Below are 17,593 nucleotides of genomic sequence, written 5' to 3'. Positions count from 1 at the left end.
GGACGCCACCGAACGCAGAAGCGGAGCACAACCGGAACATGATCAGTACCGACGGCCTCTCGCGGAGCTTCCGCACACCGGACGGCGGGGAATTCCCCGCCGTCCGGGACATCGACCTCTCCGTCGCACGGGGGGAGAGCGTCGCCGTGCTCGGCCCCAACGGGGCGGGCAAGAGCACCCTGATGCGGATGCTCTCCACGCTCCTGCCACCCACCCGCGGATCCGCCCGGGTCGCCGGTTTCGACGTATCCAGCCAGAGCCGGTTCGTGCGGGAGCACATCGGGTACGTCGGCCAGGGCAGCGGAGCCGGACACCACCAGCGCGCCGTCGACGAGCTCGTCACACAAGGGCGTATCCACGGACTCTCCCGGGCAGCAGCCCGGGGGAGAGCCGCCGAACTGCTGTCCCTGCTCCAGCTGGAACCACTCGCCCGACGCAAGACACAGGCGATGAGCGGAGGCCAGCGCCGACGGCTCGACCTCGCCCTCGGACTGGTGAACCTCCCACCTCTCCTCTTCCTGGACGAGCCCACAACGGGTCTCGACCCGCAGAGCCGGGGCCACCTCTGGGATCACGTCGTCCGGATCCGGCAGAAAACCGGCATGACGATCGTCTTCACCACCCACTACCTGGAAGAAGCCGACCACGCGGCGGACCGCGTGGTCGTCGTCGACCGCGGGCGCATCGTCGCGGACGGCCCACCGGAACTGCTCAAACAGCGCTCCGCCGGCCACACGGTCACCCTGGCGGTACCGGACCCGGTTGCCGCGCGACGTCTTCAGGCGCTCCTGGCCACAGCGGACCGGGTCCGCGCCGCGACCGCACACGGCACGGCCGTCACCGCCAAGGTGGACGACGGCCGCACCGCGCTCCCGGCACTGATCACCGCGGCCCGGGATCACGGCATCGACGTGGTGGCCGCAGAAACCCGGACCCCGACCCTCGACGACGTGTTCCTCGAACTCACCGGATGGAGCCTGCGCGAAGCGGGCGCGTTCTCCACCGGCGAGGCCGGGCAGAGCAGCGGAGCGCAGGAGGACAGCGCATGACCCCGGACACGGCGCCCCGCCGCCGCAGTGTGACCGGTGACGTCCTCATCGTGATGGGACGCGAGCTGCGTCCCGTGGTGAGCGACCCCTTCTCCCTGGTCGTCGGTCTGGTCCAGCCGGTCTTCTTCCTGGTGCTCTTCGGACCGCTGGTCGCGACCGACGCGGCACCCGAGCCGTCCCCGTGGGCCTGGTTCGTCCCGGGCATCCTCGTGATGATCTCGCTCTTCGGAACCGCGAGCACCGGATCCAACCTTCAGTACGAACTCCACAGCGGCTCCCACGAACGGCTCCTCGTCACCCCGCTGACACGCTCCTCCCTGTTCGTCGGGCGGGCGCTCAAGGAGTTCGTGCCGCTCGTCGCCCAGGCGGTCGTGGTCGTCCTGGCCGCGGTCCCGTTCGGATTCCGCCCCCACGTCGGTGGCGCGGTCCTCGGACTGCTCCTCCTGGGTGTCCTCGGTGTCGGCATCGGCTCACTGAGCTACGCCCTTGCCATCGCGGTGCGCGAGCAGGACTGGGTGTTCTGGACGGTGCACCAGACAGTGCTCTTCCCGCTGATGATCCTGTCCGGAATGCTGCTCCCCCTGGACGACGGCCCCCGGTGGATGCGCGTGCTCGCGCAGTTCAACCCCCTCACCCATGTCGTCGAGGCCGAACGCGATCTCTTCGCCGGCCACATCGCGACCCAGGACACGGCACTCGGTCTCCTCGCGGCGACCGCGACCGCCCTCCTCGGCCTCTTCCTCGGGATCCGCGCCCTCCGGGCCGGAACCAGCTGAACCGACCGCCGACCATCGAAAGGACCGATGAACATGCACATCCTCGTCACCGGGGCGACCGGCAACGTCGGGCGCCACCTCGTCACCCGGCTCCACGGAGCGGGCCACGAGGTCAGGGCACTCACCCGCAATCCCTCGAAAGCCGGATTTCCCCCTGGTGTCCAGGTGGTGGCGGGAGACCTGAACGACACCGGCACGCTCGAGGCCGCCTTCGCCGGAGCCGAGGCGGTCCACCTGATCACCTTCGGCGGAGACGGCTACGCCGACCTCACCAACGGCGCGGAGATCGTCGACCTCGCCGAACGCAGCGGTGTCCGGCGCGCCACCGTGCTCGGCGGCTGGTCCCCGACCAGCGTAGAGACCGCACTGATGGCCAGCGGTATCGAGTGGACGATCCTGCAACCGGTCGAGTTCATGGGCAACGCCCTCGAATGGGTGGACGAGATCCGCTCCCGCCGCACCGTCTCGATGCTCGCCGCCTACCCCAGCGCGGTGGTGCACGAGGCCGACATCGCCGACGTCGCCGCCACCGCCCTCACCGAGGGCGGGCACGGCGGGCGCAGCTATCCCCTCACCGGGCCCGAAGCACTCACCCCCGAGGAGCGCACGCGGATCCTCGCACAGGCCACCGGCCAGGAGATCACCTTCGTACAGCTCACGGAGGACGGCGAACGCGCCCGCCTGAGAGGCTACGGATACGACGACTACGTGGAGTTCGGCATCCAGCTGGCCACCGACCCACCGGATGCGGCCGGGACCGTCCTGCCCACCGTGGAAACCGTCACGGGCAAACCCGCACGTACCTTCGCGCTGTGGGCGCGGGAGAACGCGGAGCGGTTCCGGCCCGCGACCTGAGACGGACGTCCGCCGTGCCCGTGAGGACATGGCGGACGTGCGCCGGAGCTCCTCGGAGCCGCCGACCGGGGACTTCCCGAACCCGGCGACTCCGAGGAGGGGCGGGGGCACCGCGGACGCCGACCCGGGGCCGCGATCCGGGGCGGGGAACGGCCGGGAAGGCAACCGGAGAGGGAACCGGTGCGGCTCGCCGGGGCAGGGAGATGCCGGAGCCCGTGTCAGGCAGCGCAGACTTCCGCGCCCGACGTCACCAGGGGACGGCGCCCCCGTCGTCGAAGAAACCGCCGCTCGGCCCGCCGTCCGGCAAAGTGGCGAGCCGGATCGCGATCGCGGCCCCCTGCTCGGGTGTCCGCGGGGCATCGAAACCGGTGAAGTCCGTGGCCACATGGCCCGGGCATGCGGCATTGACGATGATGTTCGTGTCGGAGAAGCGGCGGGCGTACTGGACGGTGATGCTGTTGAGCATCGTCTTCGACGACGCGTACGCGGCCAGCAGCGGCCCTGTCCGCAGCGCCAGAGATCCCATGTTGCTCGACATGTTGACGATGCGCGGCGCGTCCGAACGGCGCAGCAGCGGAAGCATCGCATTGGTGACCCGGACGACCCCGAACACGTTGGTCTCCAGGACAGTGCGCACGACGTTGAGATCGAGTGTCGTCGGATCCTGCCTGCCGCCGTCGACCCGGCCGGCGATACCCGCGTTGTTGACGAGCACGTCCAGGCTCCCCGCCGCCCTCTCGACGGTCGCCGCCGCCGCGGCGACGCTGTCGTCCGAGGTGACGTCGAGGGCGACCCCGAACGCGTCGGTGCCCGCGGCCCGCAGACGCTCCACGGCCTCTTTCCGCCGCGCGTCGTCACGGGCCCCTACCGCGACCCTGAAGCCGATATCCCCGAGACCCCGGGCGATGGCGAATCCGATCCCCTTGTTTGCGCCGGTGACCAGCGCTGTCTTCGCAACGTTCACGCACCTCATCCTCGGAGGCCGTGCTCCGGGCGTCCAACACCGATCCGGTCCGCTGTGATACCTGTCCGGTACAAGCCGCTAGGCTGCCCGCGTGGACCATGTCGAGACCCGCGAACTCCGGTACTTCGTCGCCGTTGCGGAGGAACTCCACTTCGGACACGCCGCCGAGCGGCTCGGGATCGCACAGCCTCCGCTCTCGCGCGCGATCCGCCGGTTGGAGCGCCGGATCGACGCCAGGCTCTTCGACCGGAACCGGCGCGGCGTAACGCTCACCCGAGCCGGCGCAGTGCTGCTGCGAGAGGCCCGAGCGGCACTCGACGCGGTCGAGGCCGCAGTGCACCGGACGAGGCGCGCCGCGAACCCGCAGCAGCCGCTGGTACTCGCGACGAAGGCCGGAGCCTCCCACGACATACTGCGGCGGCTCCTCGACGCGGTCGCGGTCGAACCCGATGCCGTACCGGTCGACGTCCTCCTGTGCGAGGTCGGCGAGCAGGCAGGACTGCTCCGCAGCGGACGCGCCGACGCGGCACTCATGCATCGCCCGTTCGACGACCTCGCCGGATTCGACACCGAAGACCTCCACACCGAAGGCCAGGTCGCGCTCCTTCCGGCAGACCACCCGCTCGCCTTACGCAAGACGCTTTCCCTGGCGGAGGCCCAGAACGTCCCGGACCTGCCGATCGCCAGATGGCCGAGGCTTGACGGCTCGTATCCGGACGGGCCCGGACCGGAGGTCCGCACCCAGTCACAGCTCGCCCAGCTCGTGGCACTCGGCAAGACGCTGCTCGTCATTCCCGCTTCCAGCCGTGCCTGGCAGTGGCCCGAGCACGTCGCGGTGCCCGTCGTCGACGCACCGGAGGTCACCACGGTGATCGCCTGGCCTCCCGGCAGCCGCTCCCGAGCGGTCGCGGCACTCGTCCGCACGGCATCCGCGCTCGGCGACACCGTGCTTGCCGCACCCGAGGGATGACCGTTGCGTGCGGCGGTGGCGGGCGCATCCGCCGGCGGGGCGGGTGTTACGTCCGATGTGGAGCTCGCCTGCCGGACATCTGGCCGGATCGTCGTCCCTGGTACATCCCCGGAAACCCGAAAGCCTTGACCACTGAGCCTTTTTATCCTGCTTCTCGGAGCTGGAGGATCAGCACCGCGCGGGTGATCTGGCCGGCGCGTTGCGGGCAGCAGCGTAGGCGGCGCAGGATGTCCCACTGCTTGAGCTGGGCGATCGCGCGCTCCCCGGGCGAGCGGAGCTTGGCATGGGCGGAGTTGGCGTCCATCTTCCACTGCGGCTTGCCGCGCCCCTTGAACGGGCAGAACACCACGTCGGAGGGCCCGACGTAGCCCTTGTCGCCCAACCCGATCAGCCCGGCCGCCTCGATGCGCTCGGCAATCCTCCACACCCGGGCGGCTCTGGTGTCGTGCACCGCCCCGGGCAGCGACCAGGAGGCCTGCAGGGGTTCGCCGTCGAGTGCGGACACCACTTGGATGTTCATGCCGTGGTGTTGGTGCTTGCCGGAGTAGAAGGGGCAGTCGACCGCGACCCGGTCGCAGGCGATCAGGGTGCCGTCGATGATCACGTACCCCCACCCCTTGCGGCGGGCGCGGCGCAGCCCCTGTGCCAGGGTGGGCGCCTGGCCGGCGATCAGGGCCGTGGTCTCGCGCACGTACCTTCAGGCGGTCGTGGTGCCGATGCCGAACCCGGCCACGACCTGGGCGAAGGGCTCACCTTTGTACAGGTGGACCAGACCAGCAGGGCCTGCTGCGCCGGCTCCAGGCGCCGCCATCGGGACCCGGTCTTGGTGCGGTGGGCACAGATGGTGCGGGCGGCCAGGTTCAGGGTGCGACGTGACAATGGCAGCGCGGCAGGGTAGAACAGCATGCGAAGCCTCTGGTATTGGGTTTTCTTCGTCGTTAACTCCTCCACCAGGGGCTTCTTGCTGTTCAGAAGAGGCGCGGAGAGACCGGTACAGGGCTGTGACCTGCACCTTCAAGATGAAAAGGGCTCGATCTCTCTTCGCGCCTCAAATCTTCTTGTTCGCCTCGATCTCCTCCAGGGAGACAATCCTGGCGCCTCGGCGTCGCCGCGTCACAGGCTTCTTGTCCTGCTTCTCAGGGAAGGGCAAAAGCCGTTCCTTGTGGGCTTCTGGAAGGGACGCTGGAACGGGCTTGAGCCTGTCCCTGTCCGGGACGAGCGCCCAGCCGCGACCACATCAGTAAGGAGACGGCGGGCCGGCGATGAACACCTCCACCACCCCGCCGTCCTGCGCATTACGACGGCTGATCATGTCCGAGCCCGAGTAACTTTCACCCTCTCCCGGGATCGGGCCTATACTCCCCCCGGTCGGCGCCGTGGCGGTGATCTCCACCTCGTAAACCTCTGCGGGAGGGGCATCCAGGTTGACGGGCAACAGGCACAGATCACCGTCCAGGATCTCGCCCGCCGCGGTCCCGTCGGCCCTGTCGGCCGGGACATCTCCCACATCCAACACGGTGCCCGCCCCGTCCCGGAGCACGTAGGCCGGGGTGTGCCATACGCACGTGCCGTCGTCCCTGCGGCCTGCCAGCCAGTGATTGTCCGTGGTGACCTCTACGGCCAGCGTCACCAGATCGTTCGAGCCGCTTTCGATGTCTCGCGTGTCATGGACGGGGTGGTGGGGAGCCGCGCAGGCGACCAGGCAGACCGCGGCGGCGACGGCTGCGACGGGCACAAGAGCACGGGACACAGGGCCTCCAGGATTGAGGGCAGGGAGCGGTAAAACCGTATCCCTGGCGTGATTTCAGGGCGTCGGTATCGCGGTAGCGGAGCGGGTCCGTGTGAGCCTTCACGGGCGGCGTCCGTGCCGGTCACCTCTTCCGCAGCGGCAGGTATTGTCCGAGCGTTTTGAAGTGGTGCCGGTGCGCCCATGCCGTGTGGTCACCGATAACGTAGAGCCTGCGCTTGGCCCGGCTGGCCGCCACGTTCAGCAGGTTGGGGGTTCTGCTGGCCCACTCCAGGGCGCCCTCCCGGTCAGGGGCCCCGCCGAGGACGAAGACCACCACTCCGGCCTCCTTGCCCTGGGAGGTGTGGATGGTCCCTGTCCTGTCCCAGCGGACCCCTAAATCCGTGGAGATCTTCCGGACCTTGTCCGCCACGTCACGGAATGGTGCGAGTACGAACACCTCGTCCATGGGGTGGCCGTGGTTGTCACGCAGGCCCTTGAGAAGCCACTTGAGCCTGTCGCCCTCCAGAGGCCGCCAGTGTCCTTCGGCGTCGGACGCGGGTACGTGCACCCACTGGCTGGGCGGCAGGGCAAGCTCTTCCCGCTCGGGGGTTCCGAACACCATCATCCCGCTGTAGGCGACCGTGTTGGAGACGGTGAACATCGGATCGTCGCAGCGTCGGTGCACGCGCAGCGGACACCCCACCCAGAGCGGTTCGCCCTCCCCCCGTTCAAGTAGCGTTCCCAACGGGGTGACCGAGTCCGCCAACGTCTGCACCGAGGTCCAGGCGGGTAGCCAGCGCTCCTCGACCTCGAAGCGCCTGCGCAGGTGCTGCTGAGCGGGAAGAGTCAGGGTGGTGACGGGTTCGAGCTGGAGCGGGTCGCCGACGACCACGGCGCGCTGCGCACGCCACAGGGCCCCCACCACCTGCTGAGGGGTGGCCTGGCCCGCCTCGTCGACCAGCAGCCACCCGAGGGACTCGGAGTCGAAGGCCCCGAAGGTGCGGGAGAAAGAGGCGAAGGTCGACGACACCACCGGCACTACGATGAACAGACCGCGCATCGCTTCGCGTACGGCCTCGTCGTCAGCCTGTTTGGCCCTGCCGTCCAGCACATCCATGGCGGCGCGCAGGACCCTGAGCATTTTGCCGGGGACCGCGCGGATGAATGCCTCATGCAGGGCGAGCGCTGAGAGGAACACCTCGGTACGTGCCCGGGCCAGCTCGGCGTCGTTCCACGGGGCGCTGAGCTCGCGTTCGCGATCGCTGGTGACCGTGTCGCCGACCGGTACGTACCCCGGCCACCGTTGCTCCGCGGCAGCTACCGCCCTCTCCAGCGCGGTCAGGCGGGACCCGGCGGTTTGCCTGTCGTGGTCGGCCGCAGTCAGGTCCCGGTCGGCGTTCTCCCTGGTCTGCCGCGCCTCCCCCTCCGCCGCAGCGCACTCGCGGCTGTGGGCCTCCGCGGCGCGCAGCCGCGAGACGATCCCGTCGTCGGTGTGCTGCCACTCCCTCAGGCGGCGCCCCAAAGAGAACAGGACGTCCCAGAAACCCGGTTTGAACTCCCAGTGCCGTGCGCGCTCGGCCTCGATTTTCTGGAGGTCGGTGGTCGCCTGATGGCTGTACCGTTGGCGCACTTCATGTCCGGTGCGGGCATCATCCGCTGAAAGCTTCCGATCCTGGTACAGGCGTTCGGCCTCCTGGAGGAGACGGCGCGCCGAAGGGATCTCTTGCAGCTTCCTCGCTACAACTGCGCGTTCGGCGACCAACCGGTCCCGCTCGCGTACGGCCGCGTTGAACGCCTCGACGGCCTCGCGCCAGCGGCGCAGCCCCGGCTGGGAGTCGGCCCGGTCGGCTTTGTCCAGCGCGGCGAGGAGTGTGCGCATACCGTGTTCGGTCTGAGTGCGGTCGGGACGGTTGCCCCACCAGAATCGGCTGACGAAGTTGCGGCGGTTGCCGGTGTTGCCCAGCTGCGCGGCCAGTGTCCCCCAGGCCCCCTCCGCGTCCTCGATCATGTTCGACGCGGTCGCGGCGAAGTAGTCGGCTTCCGCCCACCGTTCATCGACGGCTCTGCGCCCGGGGATCTCCTGGGTGACGTTGTTCACCGCGCCGTTGTTGGCCGAGGCCACCACGATCTCGAATCCGGTCAGCTCGGGGACCAGCCGAGGGAAGGAGGTGCGGCCGCGCTCGTGGTCCCAGCCGGTCGACTTCCTGGTGAAGGCCTCCCAAGGTTTGGTGAAGCCCGCCAGGACCGTGGCCCGTTCCACGACGATGTGGGCGACCAGGTCGCGCAAGAGGGTGGTCTTGCCTGTGCCGGGCGGACCGTTGACCGCGAACACGCCAGAACTCCGCCCCAGGGATTCGGTGATGGAGTTGATCGCGATCTGTTGGCTCAGCACCAGCGGATGGATGTCCTTGGCCGGCCACCGGCCCGCGGGTGTCAGCTCGGGGTGGACGCGGTGGACGACGGCGTTCTGTTCCCGGCGTATGTCCGTGCGGCGTAGTGCCGCGATCTCCGCTGAGGAGGACAGGTAAGTGCGCAGTGCCGCGCCGTACCCGCCCTTGCGGATCGCTTCGGAGACGGTAGCCAGGTCCTCGGCGATGAAGCTGTTGAGGAGCGGGGCGTCGGTGGTGTCCCCGAAGGGATCCCCTGGAATCTCGGTCTCGCCTCGTTGCTGGGCGAGGAGGAACTCCTGGTGCTCCTGTTCGGCCTCGTCGTCCTTGACGGAAACAGTGTGGCTCCGGATGCGGATGTTGAGCACCAGATGGCGGTCCACACCCAGGAGGGAGGCCACCACTCGTTGGAGGGCCTCCAGTTCCCGGAAGTGCAGGACGCGGCCGTCCTCTCCCGTCGTGCGGAGTCGGGGAAGGGAAGCACCGGGGTCGTCGGAAGAGAGTTCCGCTCCGACGGAGGCCGATATCTCCATGTCCGCATCCGGAACCGACAGTGCCCCCGCCGCCTCCGCGGACAGTTTCAGTGATGCGCGCACGGCCTCCCAGAGATCGACCAGAGGTCCGGAGACCAGACCTCCGTCCACCGCGGTGAGGAGAGCTCTGGTCGGTTCGGGGCCGGGGTCGGAAACGAGCCAGTTGTAGAGTTCACCGAAACGCTCCTCGGACCGGTTGAAACCCTCCAACCAGTGCCGTGACCGGGGCCCGGGGGAGATGGTCCGCCCGAGCGCCCATCCGCATGTGGCCAGGGCTTGGGTGGCCAGCAGCGCCTGGCCTCGCTCGTCGACCTCGAACGCCGCCAGCGCGGCCTCTCCCACCGGGCGTTCGTCACCACGCGTCGGATCGGCGCCGAAGGCGTCGGTGAGGATCGCGTGCATCTGTTCGATCTTGAACACGCCGAGGTAGACCGTGTGCCGCCAGACCCTGTTGCGGGGCGCAGGACGCCGGCGGACCGGATGCCCCCGTTGCCAGGGCAGAGGGCGGCCGGGCTCGACCGGGGAGACGGGGGCGTCACCGCGCAGGTTCGGTCTGTCCACTTTCTGCGGTTCGAACAGTTCGACGGCCCGCCAGAAATCAACGACGCGTGCACGTTCCTGGTCGCCTCTGTTCACATGTTCCCTTCCCGGACTCGGAGTGCGGCGCTCCCAGCGCGTCCACGGGGCACCACTCGTTGTTGATACCAGTCTCTGGTGCGGGTGCCGCCGGAAAGAGTCCCTAATCGGACATCGGGGTCAGGGGAGAGAGTGGTGGGGCACGAGAAGGTGTGCTGCCGCACCTTCATTCCCACGGGCTTGGCGAAAGCTCCTTCGCTTTTTCCGGTCCGGCGTACTCTCAGTGTGTTTCGAAGGGCCTCGGTCGATGAGTTCTGCTGTCGAATGGCGCCCGGGAAGGTTCTCAACGAGTACGAGTTGGCCCAGGCATTCGCGCGGTGGGGGGACCTGCACCGCTACGAGCTCCCGACCTCTTCCAGACCGGCCGGGACGGGGAACCTGGTGCGCGTCTGGTGGCGTTGGGTGAGGACTTGTGGACACAGCTCCGCCACTGTAAGCGGCAAGGCGGGACCGGTGCTGTGTTTCCTGGGGAGGGGTCTTGCCGACCCGTGCCGCTTTCCTCTGAGACGCTGCCGCGCGCCTGGTCGGGATGGGACATGTGCCTGTACGCGGCGGCATGGTCCTGCCCGGCGGATTCTCCGCCGTTGTGCACCCCCGGCAACGCGAAAGCCCCTGACCAGGGTACGTTTCCGCTGGTCAGGGGCTTAAGCCTCTGGGGTGAGTGACGGGACTTGAACCCGCGACATCTTGGACCACAACCAAGTGCTCTGCCAGCTGAGCTACACCCACCACGTGCGCCTGGCCTCTCGGCCCTGCGTACGTATGAAAGCTTAGCGGATCCCCGGGAGTGCTTCGATCAGTTTTCCGCCCCGTCCTCTGTCGGCTGCGCCACGGTGCCCAGGCGGCCGGTTCCGCCGGCGACGACGTCGGCGGCGATGGCGCGGGCGGTGGTCGAGCTCGGGCCGGGTTCGGGGACGAACGCGGCGGCGCGGTAGTAGCGCAGCTCCCGGATGCTCTCGGTGATGTCGGCGAGGGCGCGGTGGCCGCCGTTCTTGTCCGGGCTCGCGTAGTACACGCGCGGGTACCAGCGGCGCAGCAGCTCCTTGATGGAGGAGACGTCGACCATCCGGTAGTGCAGGTGCTGGTCGAGGCGCTTCATGTCGCGGGCGAGGAAGGCGCGGTCGGTGGCGATGGAGTTGCCGCACAGCGGCGCCTTGCGTTCCTCGGGGACGAAGCGGCGGATGTACTCCAGGAGGGCGTCCTCGGCTTCCTGGAGGGAGATGCCCTTGTCGAGCTCGGCGAGCAGGCCGGAGGTGGTGTGCATGTCGCGGACGAAGTCGCCCATGTTGTCCAGTGCGGCCTGCGGGGGCTTGATGACCAGGTCGATGCCCTCGTCGAGGATGTTGAGCTCTCCGTCGGTGATCAGGCAGGCCGCTTCGATCAGCGCGTCGTTCTCGAAGTCGAGGCCGGTCATCTCGCAGTCGATCCACACCAAACTGTCATTCATACCGGTCAGCTTAGGGCGTTTTCCGCGGTCGATGCCCGGGAGCGGTGCGGGCGGTGGCCGCGCACACGGCGAGGGGCGGCCGGAAGTTCCGACCGCCCCGGTGCGGGTGCGTCACCAGACGTAGTCGTCGGCGATGCCGTTGGGGGCTCCCATGCCGAAGATGTCGTACATCCAGTCCCACACGCCCCAGAACTGGAGGTAGAAGGGGACCGCGAGGATGAGGAGCAGCAGCAGGACGAAGAACAGGCATCCGCAGGAGCAGCACCCGCCCCTCTTCTTCTTGGGCGGCTGGGGCTGCGGCGGAGGCTGCGGGAACGGGGGGCGGCCGGGCTGTCCACCGGGGCCCCACTGGGGCGGCTGGGGGCCGCCTGCGGGCGGTCGGCCGCCGGGGGCGGAGGCGTACGGGTGCGGCGGGTAGCCGGGGCGTCCGGCCATCTGGTTCGGCGGTGCCGGAGGCAGGGGCGGCTGTCCCGGGGGCGCCTGCGGAGGGCGGGGCGGGTAGTACGGGGGCGGCGCCTGCTGCGGTCCGGAGGGCGGCATCGGGGGCGGAGGGGTGTGCTGGGGGCCCGAGGGCGGGGAGAACCGCGCCTGCTGCGGCCCGGAGGGCGGGACCGGAGGCGGCGGTGCGGGCTGCGCACCGGTGCTGGGCCGGGGGCCCGTGCCCGGCTGGGCGCCGGTGTTCGGTTGTCCGGGCCAGGCCGGGGGAGCCGGCGCGGCGGGGGTCTGCTGGTCGGCGGCCGGGCGGCCGGGCGTCCAGGGGGTGCCCTGCTGCGGGCCCTGCTGGGCCTTGGCGCCCTCCTCCTCGGCGCGCTTGCGGGCCTCCTCGGCCTGCTTGGCGGCCTCGGCCTCCTTGCGGACGCGCTCCTCCTCGCGCTGCCGGGCGGCCTCCTCCTCGGCCAGGCGGCGCTGCTCCTTGCGCTCCTCGGAGAGGTCGGACCAGCCCTCCTTGAGGTCGCCCAGGAACTTGCCGAAGCGGCCCTTCTTCCCGCCCTCCTCCTCGGGGGCGGCGCCGGAGTGCGCCTCGTCGCCCGGCTGGAAGACGGCGGTGCCGGGGGTGTCGCTGCCGGGGGTGAACACGGCGGTGCGCGGGGTGTCGCCGAGTTCGCCCGGCTGGAACACCTTGGTGCCGGAGGTTCCGCTGTCCCGTTCGGCGCTCAGGTCCGCGGTGGGGAGGCCGTCCTCGGTCGGGTCGGCGGGCTCGTTCTCGGGGGTGGTGCGGCCGGGGAGGTCGGCGGGGTCGACGCGTACGGTGGCGCCGTCGGCGGGTTCGTCCTGGGGGGTGGTGCGGCCTGGGAGGTCGGTGGGGCTGACGCGTATGGTGGCGCCGTCGGCCGCGGGCTCGTTCTCGGGGGCGGTGCGGCCGGGGAGGTCGGCGGGATTGACGCGTACGGTGGCGCCGTCGGCCGGTTCGGCCGCGGGCTTCTCCTCCGCCGCGGGGGTGGCGGCCCAGGTGGGGCTGATCCGGACGGTGCTGGGCTCCTCGTCGACCGGGGCCGGACCCAGGCGCATGGTCCCGGGGTCCTCGTCGGCGGCGGGCTGCTCCTGGCCGCCGAGGACGGCGGTCGGGGAGTCCTCTTCGGCGGTGGAGCCGCCGTCGGCGCCTCCCCGCAGTTCGTCGAGGGAGCGGGTGTGCCGCGTCCACTCTTCGCCGTTCCACCATCTGAGCGTCTGTGCGTCGCCCTGCGGGTCCGCGTACCAACCCGGCTCGATAGATCCACCCATGGGCGACAGACTAAGGGGTTGTGGTGCTCCGCTTAACCAGAGCTACCCCGTTTTCCGAGTGTGCGCGGTTTTTGTACAAACCATCTTGCTTTGTGTGTCTTCCGTATCACGGAACGTCGCTTTTCCCGGTTCCGGAAACAGGAAAGGGGGGAGGGGCGCCGTCCGCGCCCCTCCCCCCTTTCCGGAGGGCTTCGCCCAGGTCAGTCGGCGATGCGCAGGGAGAACGCCTTGATGAAGATGTCACCGATCTCCATGGGGTCCTCCGTCATGTAGGCGGCGCCGCCGGTGGCCGCCGCGATCTCCTGGAGCGGTTCCAGGTTCTGCACGTCCGGGCCGAAGGCGATCGTGATGATCGGAATGGGCCGCGAGGGGCTGGCCAGTTCCTCGATCTGCGTCAGCAGTTCGTCCAGCTCCATTCCGCCGGGGTTGTCGTTGTCCCCGTCGGTCATCATGAGGATGACGTTGTTGTGGTCGGGCTGGTAGGTCCTGGACATCTCCTGGTAGGCGGCCAGGTAGGTCTCGTACAGCGCCGTGTCGCCCTGCGGCAGCGGCTGCATGGACGACAGCGCCTGCGACATCACCTGGCGGTGCTCGGTGCCGTCGTCCCCGGTGGCCTGGAGCTCGCGCACGGGCGCGACCTCCTGGTAGTGCAGGCCGTCGTTGACGTCGGTGGAGAACTTCCACAGGCCCAGCTCGGAGGAGGGCGTGAACATCTCCAGGCCCTGTGTGGCCGCGGCGGCGGTCACCTGCATGCGGGTCATCCCGGAACCGGGGACCTCGGCGAGCATCGACCCGGAGACATCGACGATCGCCAGGACGCGCGAGTCCATCTTCATCTGGTTCCAGGTGCGGGTCAGTTCGGTGACCACGCCCTCGGAGGGGGCCGCGAGCTCGGCGGGGGCGCTCTCCCGGAATCCCGCCTCGGCGCTGAGCACGGAGGTGTCGACCTGCCCCTCGGGGCCGCGGAAGCCCTCGGCCAGGATGTGCTCCTGCGCCGGCTCGGAGCGGACCGCGTTGCGGAACTCCTCGGCGGCGCGGGTGATCTCGCTGTCCTCGCTGCGGACGATGTAGGGGTAGTCGAGGTAGTAGGTGTTGCTCTCCAGGTAGCTGACCTCGACGGGGGTGTCGCTGTGGGCGGTGTTGTAGCGCCAGGCGGCCTGTTCCGACATCACCATGATCGGCGGGGTCTCCGCGCCGCTGCCGCTGAGTGCCAGGAAGGCCGCCTCCTCGTCGGCGGAGGTGCTGCGGTGCAGGGTCTGGAGGGCGGCCGTCATGTACGCGTTGTAGGTCTCGCCGTCGGGGCTGGCCTCCTCCAGCGCGTTGTTGAGCAGGTAGAGGGTGCCGAGGCCGGTGGAGCTGCGGGTGGGGTCGACCACGCGCATGCTGTTCTCGGCCCCGTCCTCGGGGGCGCCGGTGGGCAGGATGTCCGTCCAGGTCGGCGCCTCGCCGCTCTCGGAGGCGAACTCGGCGAGCTCGGTCAGGACCAGCGGGGTCCGGGCGACGGAGGTGCCGGTGTCGGTGATGATGGCGTCGCCCGACTGGTGCTTCACCATGGACGCCCACATCGAGGAGTCGGGGATCCAGACGTGGGAGTCGGTGTCGCCCATGGTCGCGCCGGCGCCGGTGATGCCGAAGGCGACGTTGGCCGAGTCCACCTGGCGGACCTCCACGCGGACGCAGCGGCCGTCCACGGAGGTGTCGGCGAGGTTGAAGTCGCGGGCGATGTCGTCGACCGCCGGGGCGATCTCGGGGGCGGCGGCGACGTCCAGCAGGATGTCGGAGCCGCCGCAGCCGTCGGAGCGCCCGAACATGTACACGCCCGCGGCGGCGAGGCCGACCACGATCACCAGGGCGGCGGCCAGGGCGGCGAAGGCGCCTCCGCGTCTGCGTTTGCTCCTGGACCGGCGGGAGGGTTCTTCTGCGTATCTTCCGCGGTGACGTCCCACAGCTTTCCTCACGGGTCGTGTACGAGCCAGTGGCGTACAGGGGGGATGGGTGTCGGGGAGGGGACCGGATGCGGACGGTACGGGAAGAACCCGCGCGTTCCGGTCGGTGTGCAGATCAAACTGCCATGCGGGTGTTACTGGTGGGAAAGGTACTCAACAGTGCGGGGACGGCGCATGTGCGTCCGTGGGGCACGGAGACCGACAGGACCAGCACGTTCCGTGTTTTCACGTGTCCCGCCCCCGTTGACCTCGGGGAATCCGGTCGAGGACGGCGGTGACCGGCTGTTGAAAACGGACAGAACAAAACCCGAGTTCGATACCTAATCGATATCGTTCGAGGGGCGGTGCGGCCCGGGGGGACCGGGGCCGCACCGGGCGCGGGTCAGTTGTCGCAGTCGGGCACGCACAGGCGCCGCGAGATCGAGCTGAGGAAGATGTCGCCGATCTCGTCGGGGTCGTCGGTGACGAACAGGGAGCCGCTGGTGGCGGCCGCGACGGCCCGGAGCTCGTCGCGGTCGGCCTGGTTGCCGAAGGCGATGATGAACATGCTCACCGGGCGGCGCGGGTCGAACCGGTCCTGGAGGGCCGCCACCAGGTCCTCGTGGGAGAGGTCGCTGGACCCCCCGTCCTGGCCGGCGGTCAGCAGGATGACGCTGTTGATCTTGTCCTCGTGGTAGTTGTCCTGCACCTCGTCGTAGGCGGACAGGATGTTGTCGTACAGGCGGGAGCCGCCGCCCTCCACGTCCACGCCCTGGGCCAGTTCGACGAGCTCCTGGCGGCGGGTGGACTCCTCGCCCTCCTCGGCCGCGCCCAGCCGGTGCATCTCGGCGGACTCCTCGCGGCCCGTCTCGCCGAAGGAGTCCGACATCAGCCACAGGCCCATGTCGGTCTCGTCGGGGAACAGGGACAGGCCCAGCATGGCCGCGTCCACGGCCGTCTCCATGCGGGTGGGGCCGCCCTCGTCGGAGAGGTCCTCGGCCATGGCGGCCGACACGTCGGCGAGCACCAGGGTCCGGCTGGGCATGGACAGGCGGTTCCAGTCGGTGACCGAGGCCAGCAGCGCGTCCCCGGTGAGGTCCTCGTGGGTGGCCGGCTCCTCCGCGATCACACCGGGACGGGAGGCCAGGGCGGTGGGGGCGCTGCCGTCGGGGTCGCGGAAGCCCAGCTCCCGGAGGCGGTCCCGGTAGGAGTCGTCCTTCAGCACCTCGTACAGGTCGTCGGCGGCCTCCCGGAGGGAGGGGGTGTCGGTCGTGGTGACGTAGGGGTAGTCGAGGCCGACGGTGCCCTCGGAGGGGTAGTGGGCGACCAGCTCCGGCGCCGACTCGGGTCGCGTGCTGTTGTAGGAGACCACGGCCTGCTCGGGCACGACGACGACCGGGTCGACGCGGCCCTGGCGGTCGGCGCCCGGGAAGAAGGACCTGAGGTCGATCTCGCCGAAGGCGCTGTCGGTCTGCACGTCGCGGACGAAGTCGGTCATGGCGGTGTCGGCGGCGTCACCGCTGCCCAGGTGGCGGCGGACGGCGTGCATGACGGTCATGCCGTCGGCGCCGCGGTTGGGGTCGACCATGACCAGGGGCCGGTCGGGGTCGCGCTCGCCGGGCAGGACCAGGGTCCAGCTGGTGTCGCCGGGGTCGGGCATGCCCTCGGTGCCCTCCGGTGCGGCCAGGACCACCGGGGAGCTGGCCAGGGACGGAGGGTCGGTCGTGATGCTGTGCGTGCCGCCGGCGGAGACGCGGGCCAGTTCGACCCAGGCGGAGGACTCGGGCACCCACACGTCGGGGGCGATCGTGGAGTCGCCCGGGCCGCCGGCGATGGCGGTCATGATGCGGTGCGGGGCGATCTCGTCCACCTGTGCGTAGACGCAGTCGCCGTCGTAGGAGGGCCGTTCCCCGTTGAACTCGGTCGCGGCCTCGCGCAGGATCGGCGCCAGGTTCTGGGTGGCCGAAACCCGGAGGTAGCGGGTCTCACCGCACCCCAGGGCGTTCATGCCGACCGGAACGGCGACGGCGGCGGCCACGATCAGGGTGACGGCGACGGCGCTGATTCCCAGGGGGGATCCGGCCAGGCTGCGGGTCCTGGCGACGGCCTGGGAGGGGAGGCGGTGGCGTCCTGTGGACACGTGTACTCCGGAACGTAGCTGCGGCCGTTCCCCGCGGGGGTGCCGGGGGCTGCGGGGAGGTCGGCGGATGTACGGAAGCAGGAAGGGGCGCGGGCGCCGGCGGGGCGCGAGGGGAATGCGTGTGAACCACTGTCCGGGTGGCGGCGTCTCACATGGTGAGTGAGGCCGACCAGCCATATATGACCTATATGACGTGAAACACTCCCGAGCAATCCTTCTGGGACCTTACTCGTTGGTAACGCAAGAGTGGAAGCGGTACCCGCGGGCGGACGCGTCCCCTGCCGCACGCGGGACACGCCCCCGGACGCGGCGGAGCGGTCCGCCGGTGGGAGGTGACCGGTTTGTTACGGTCCCTGCGGGGGAGTGCATCCGCCTCCCCGCTAGGCTGGGCCCGCCCCAGGAGTCCGTCGCCCCTCCCGCGTCCCCGACGCGATGGCAGAGCGACGGTCTGTAACGACGA

General features: G+C 69.9%; 11 protein-coding genes, 1 tRNA gene and 1 pseudogene. 4 read left to right on the top strand and 9 right to left on the bottom strand.

Annotated elements, in window-relative coordinates; all coding sequences use genetic code 11:
• Positions 1–38: 38 nt before the first annotated feature.
• Genes FHS13_RS12365 through FHS13_RS12355 form a run of 3 tightly spaced genes read left to right on the top strand, consistent with a single transcriptional unit; the run spans position 39 to position 2,680 of the window.
• The gene (locus FHS13_RS12365) at positions 39–1,049 is read left to right on the top strand and encodes an ATP-binding cassette domain-containing protein (protein ID WP_184291728.1); all 1,011 of its coding nucleotides are present in this window, start codon (positions 39–41) and stop codon (positions 1,047–1,049) included.
• Positions 1,046–1,825, top strand: a complete 780-nt coding sequence (locus tag FHS13_RS12360) for an ABC transporter permease (protein ID WP_184291726.1) — start codon at positions 1,046–1,048, stop codon at positions 1,823–1,825. Before FHS13_RS12365 ends, FHS13_RS12360 begins: the two co-directional genes overlap by 4 nt.
• A gap of 27 nt (positions 1,826–1,852) precedes the next feature.
• A complete protein-coding gene (locus FHS13_RS12355; protein ID WP_343065003.1) occupies positions 1,853–2,680 on the top strand; it encodes an SDR family oxidoreductase in 828 nt (275 codons plus the stop codon).
• A gap of 247 nt (positions 2,681–2,927) precedes the next feature.
• On the opposite strand, the gene FHS13_RS12350 is transcribed toward FHS13_RS12355, so the two are convergent.
• On the bottom strand, positions 2,928–3,653 hold the full coding sequence (locus FHS13_RS12350; RefSeq protein WP_184291724.1) for an SDR family oxidoreductase: 726 nt from the start codon (positions 3,651–3,653) through the stop codon (positions 2,928–2,930).
• A gap of 82 nt (positions 3,654–3,735) precedes the next feature.
• Between FHS13_RS12350 and FHS13_RS12345 the strand changes: the two genes are divergently transcribed.
• Positions 3,736–4,614, top strand: a complete 879-nt coding sequence (locus FHS13_RS12345; RefSeq protein ID WP_184291722.1) for a LysR family transcriptional regulator — start codon at positions 3,736–3,738, stop codon at positions 4,612–4,614.
• 142 nt (positions 4,615–4,756) lie between these two features.
• Here FHS13_RS12345 and FHS13_RS12340 read toward each other — a convergent pair.
• From FHS13_RS12340 to FHS13_RS12305, 8 genes and pseudogenes are all read right to left on the bottom strand, one after another.
• Positions 4,757–5,520, bottom strand: a pseudogene (locus FHS13_RS12340) (transposase family protein).
• Between the two features lie 331 nt (positions 5,521–5,851).
• Positions 5,852–6,349 carry a hypothetical protein gene (locus FHS13_RS12335; RefSeq protein WP_184291720.1) on the bottom strand — a complete coding sequence of 166 codons (498 nt, stop codon included), beginning with the start codon at positions 6,347–6,349 and terminating at the stop codon, positions 5,852–5,854.
• 136 nt (positions 6,350–6,485) lie between these two features.
• The gene (locus tag FHS13_RS21880; protein WP_184291718.1) at positions 6,486–9,824 is read right to left on the bottom strand and encodes an AAA domain-containing protein; all 3,339 of its coding nucleotides are present in this window, start codon (positions 9,822–9,824) and stop codon (positions 6,486–6,488) included.
• Between the two features lie 728 nt (positions 9,825–10,552).
• A tRNA-His gene (locus FHS13_RS12325) sits at positions 10,553–10,628 on the bottom strand.
• 67 nt (positions 10,629–10,695) lie between these two features.
• A complete protein-coding gene (orn, locus tag FHS13_RS12320) occupies positions 10,696–11,346 on the bottom strand; it encodes an oligoribonuclease (RefSeq protein ID WP_184291716.1) in 651 nt (216 codons plus the stop codon).
• Positions 11,347–11,457: 111 nt separating this feature from the next.
• Positions 11,458–13,068 (bottom strand): DUF2510 domain-containing protein, encoded by a 1,611-nt coding sequence (locus FHS13_RS21735; protein WP_184291714.1) that lies wholly within the window; start codon positions 13,066–13,068, stop codon positions 11,458–11,460.
• Positions 13,069–13,268: 200 nt separating this feature from the next.
• Positions 13,269–15,014 (bottom strand): substrate-binding domain-containing protein, encoded by a 1,746-nt coding sequence (locus FHS13_RS12310; RefSeq protein ID WP_184291712.1) that lies wholly within the window; start codon positions 15,012–15,014, stop codon positions 13,269–13,271.
• Between the two features lie 382 nt (positions 15,015–15,396).
• Entirely contained in the window at positions 15,397–17,133 is a 1,737-nt protein-coding gene (locus FHS13_RS12305; protein WP_184291710.1) for a substrate-binding domain-containing protein, read from the bottom strand.
• Positions 17,134–17,593: the final 460 nt, after the last annotated feature.

Source organism: Nocardiopsis algeriensis, from assembly GCF_014203695.1.
GTDB classification, from domain to species: Bacteria; Actinomycetota; Actinomycetes; order Streptosporangiales; family Streptosporangiaceae; genus Nocardiopsis; species Nocardiopsis algeriensis.
This window is presented reverse-complemented; position numbering and strand designations above follow the sequence as displayed.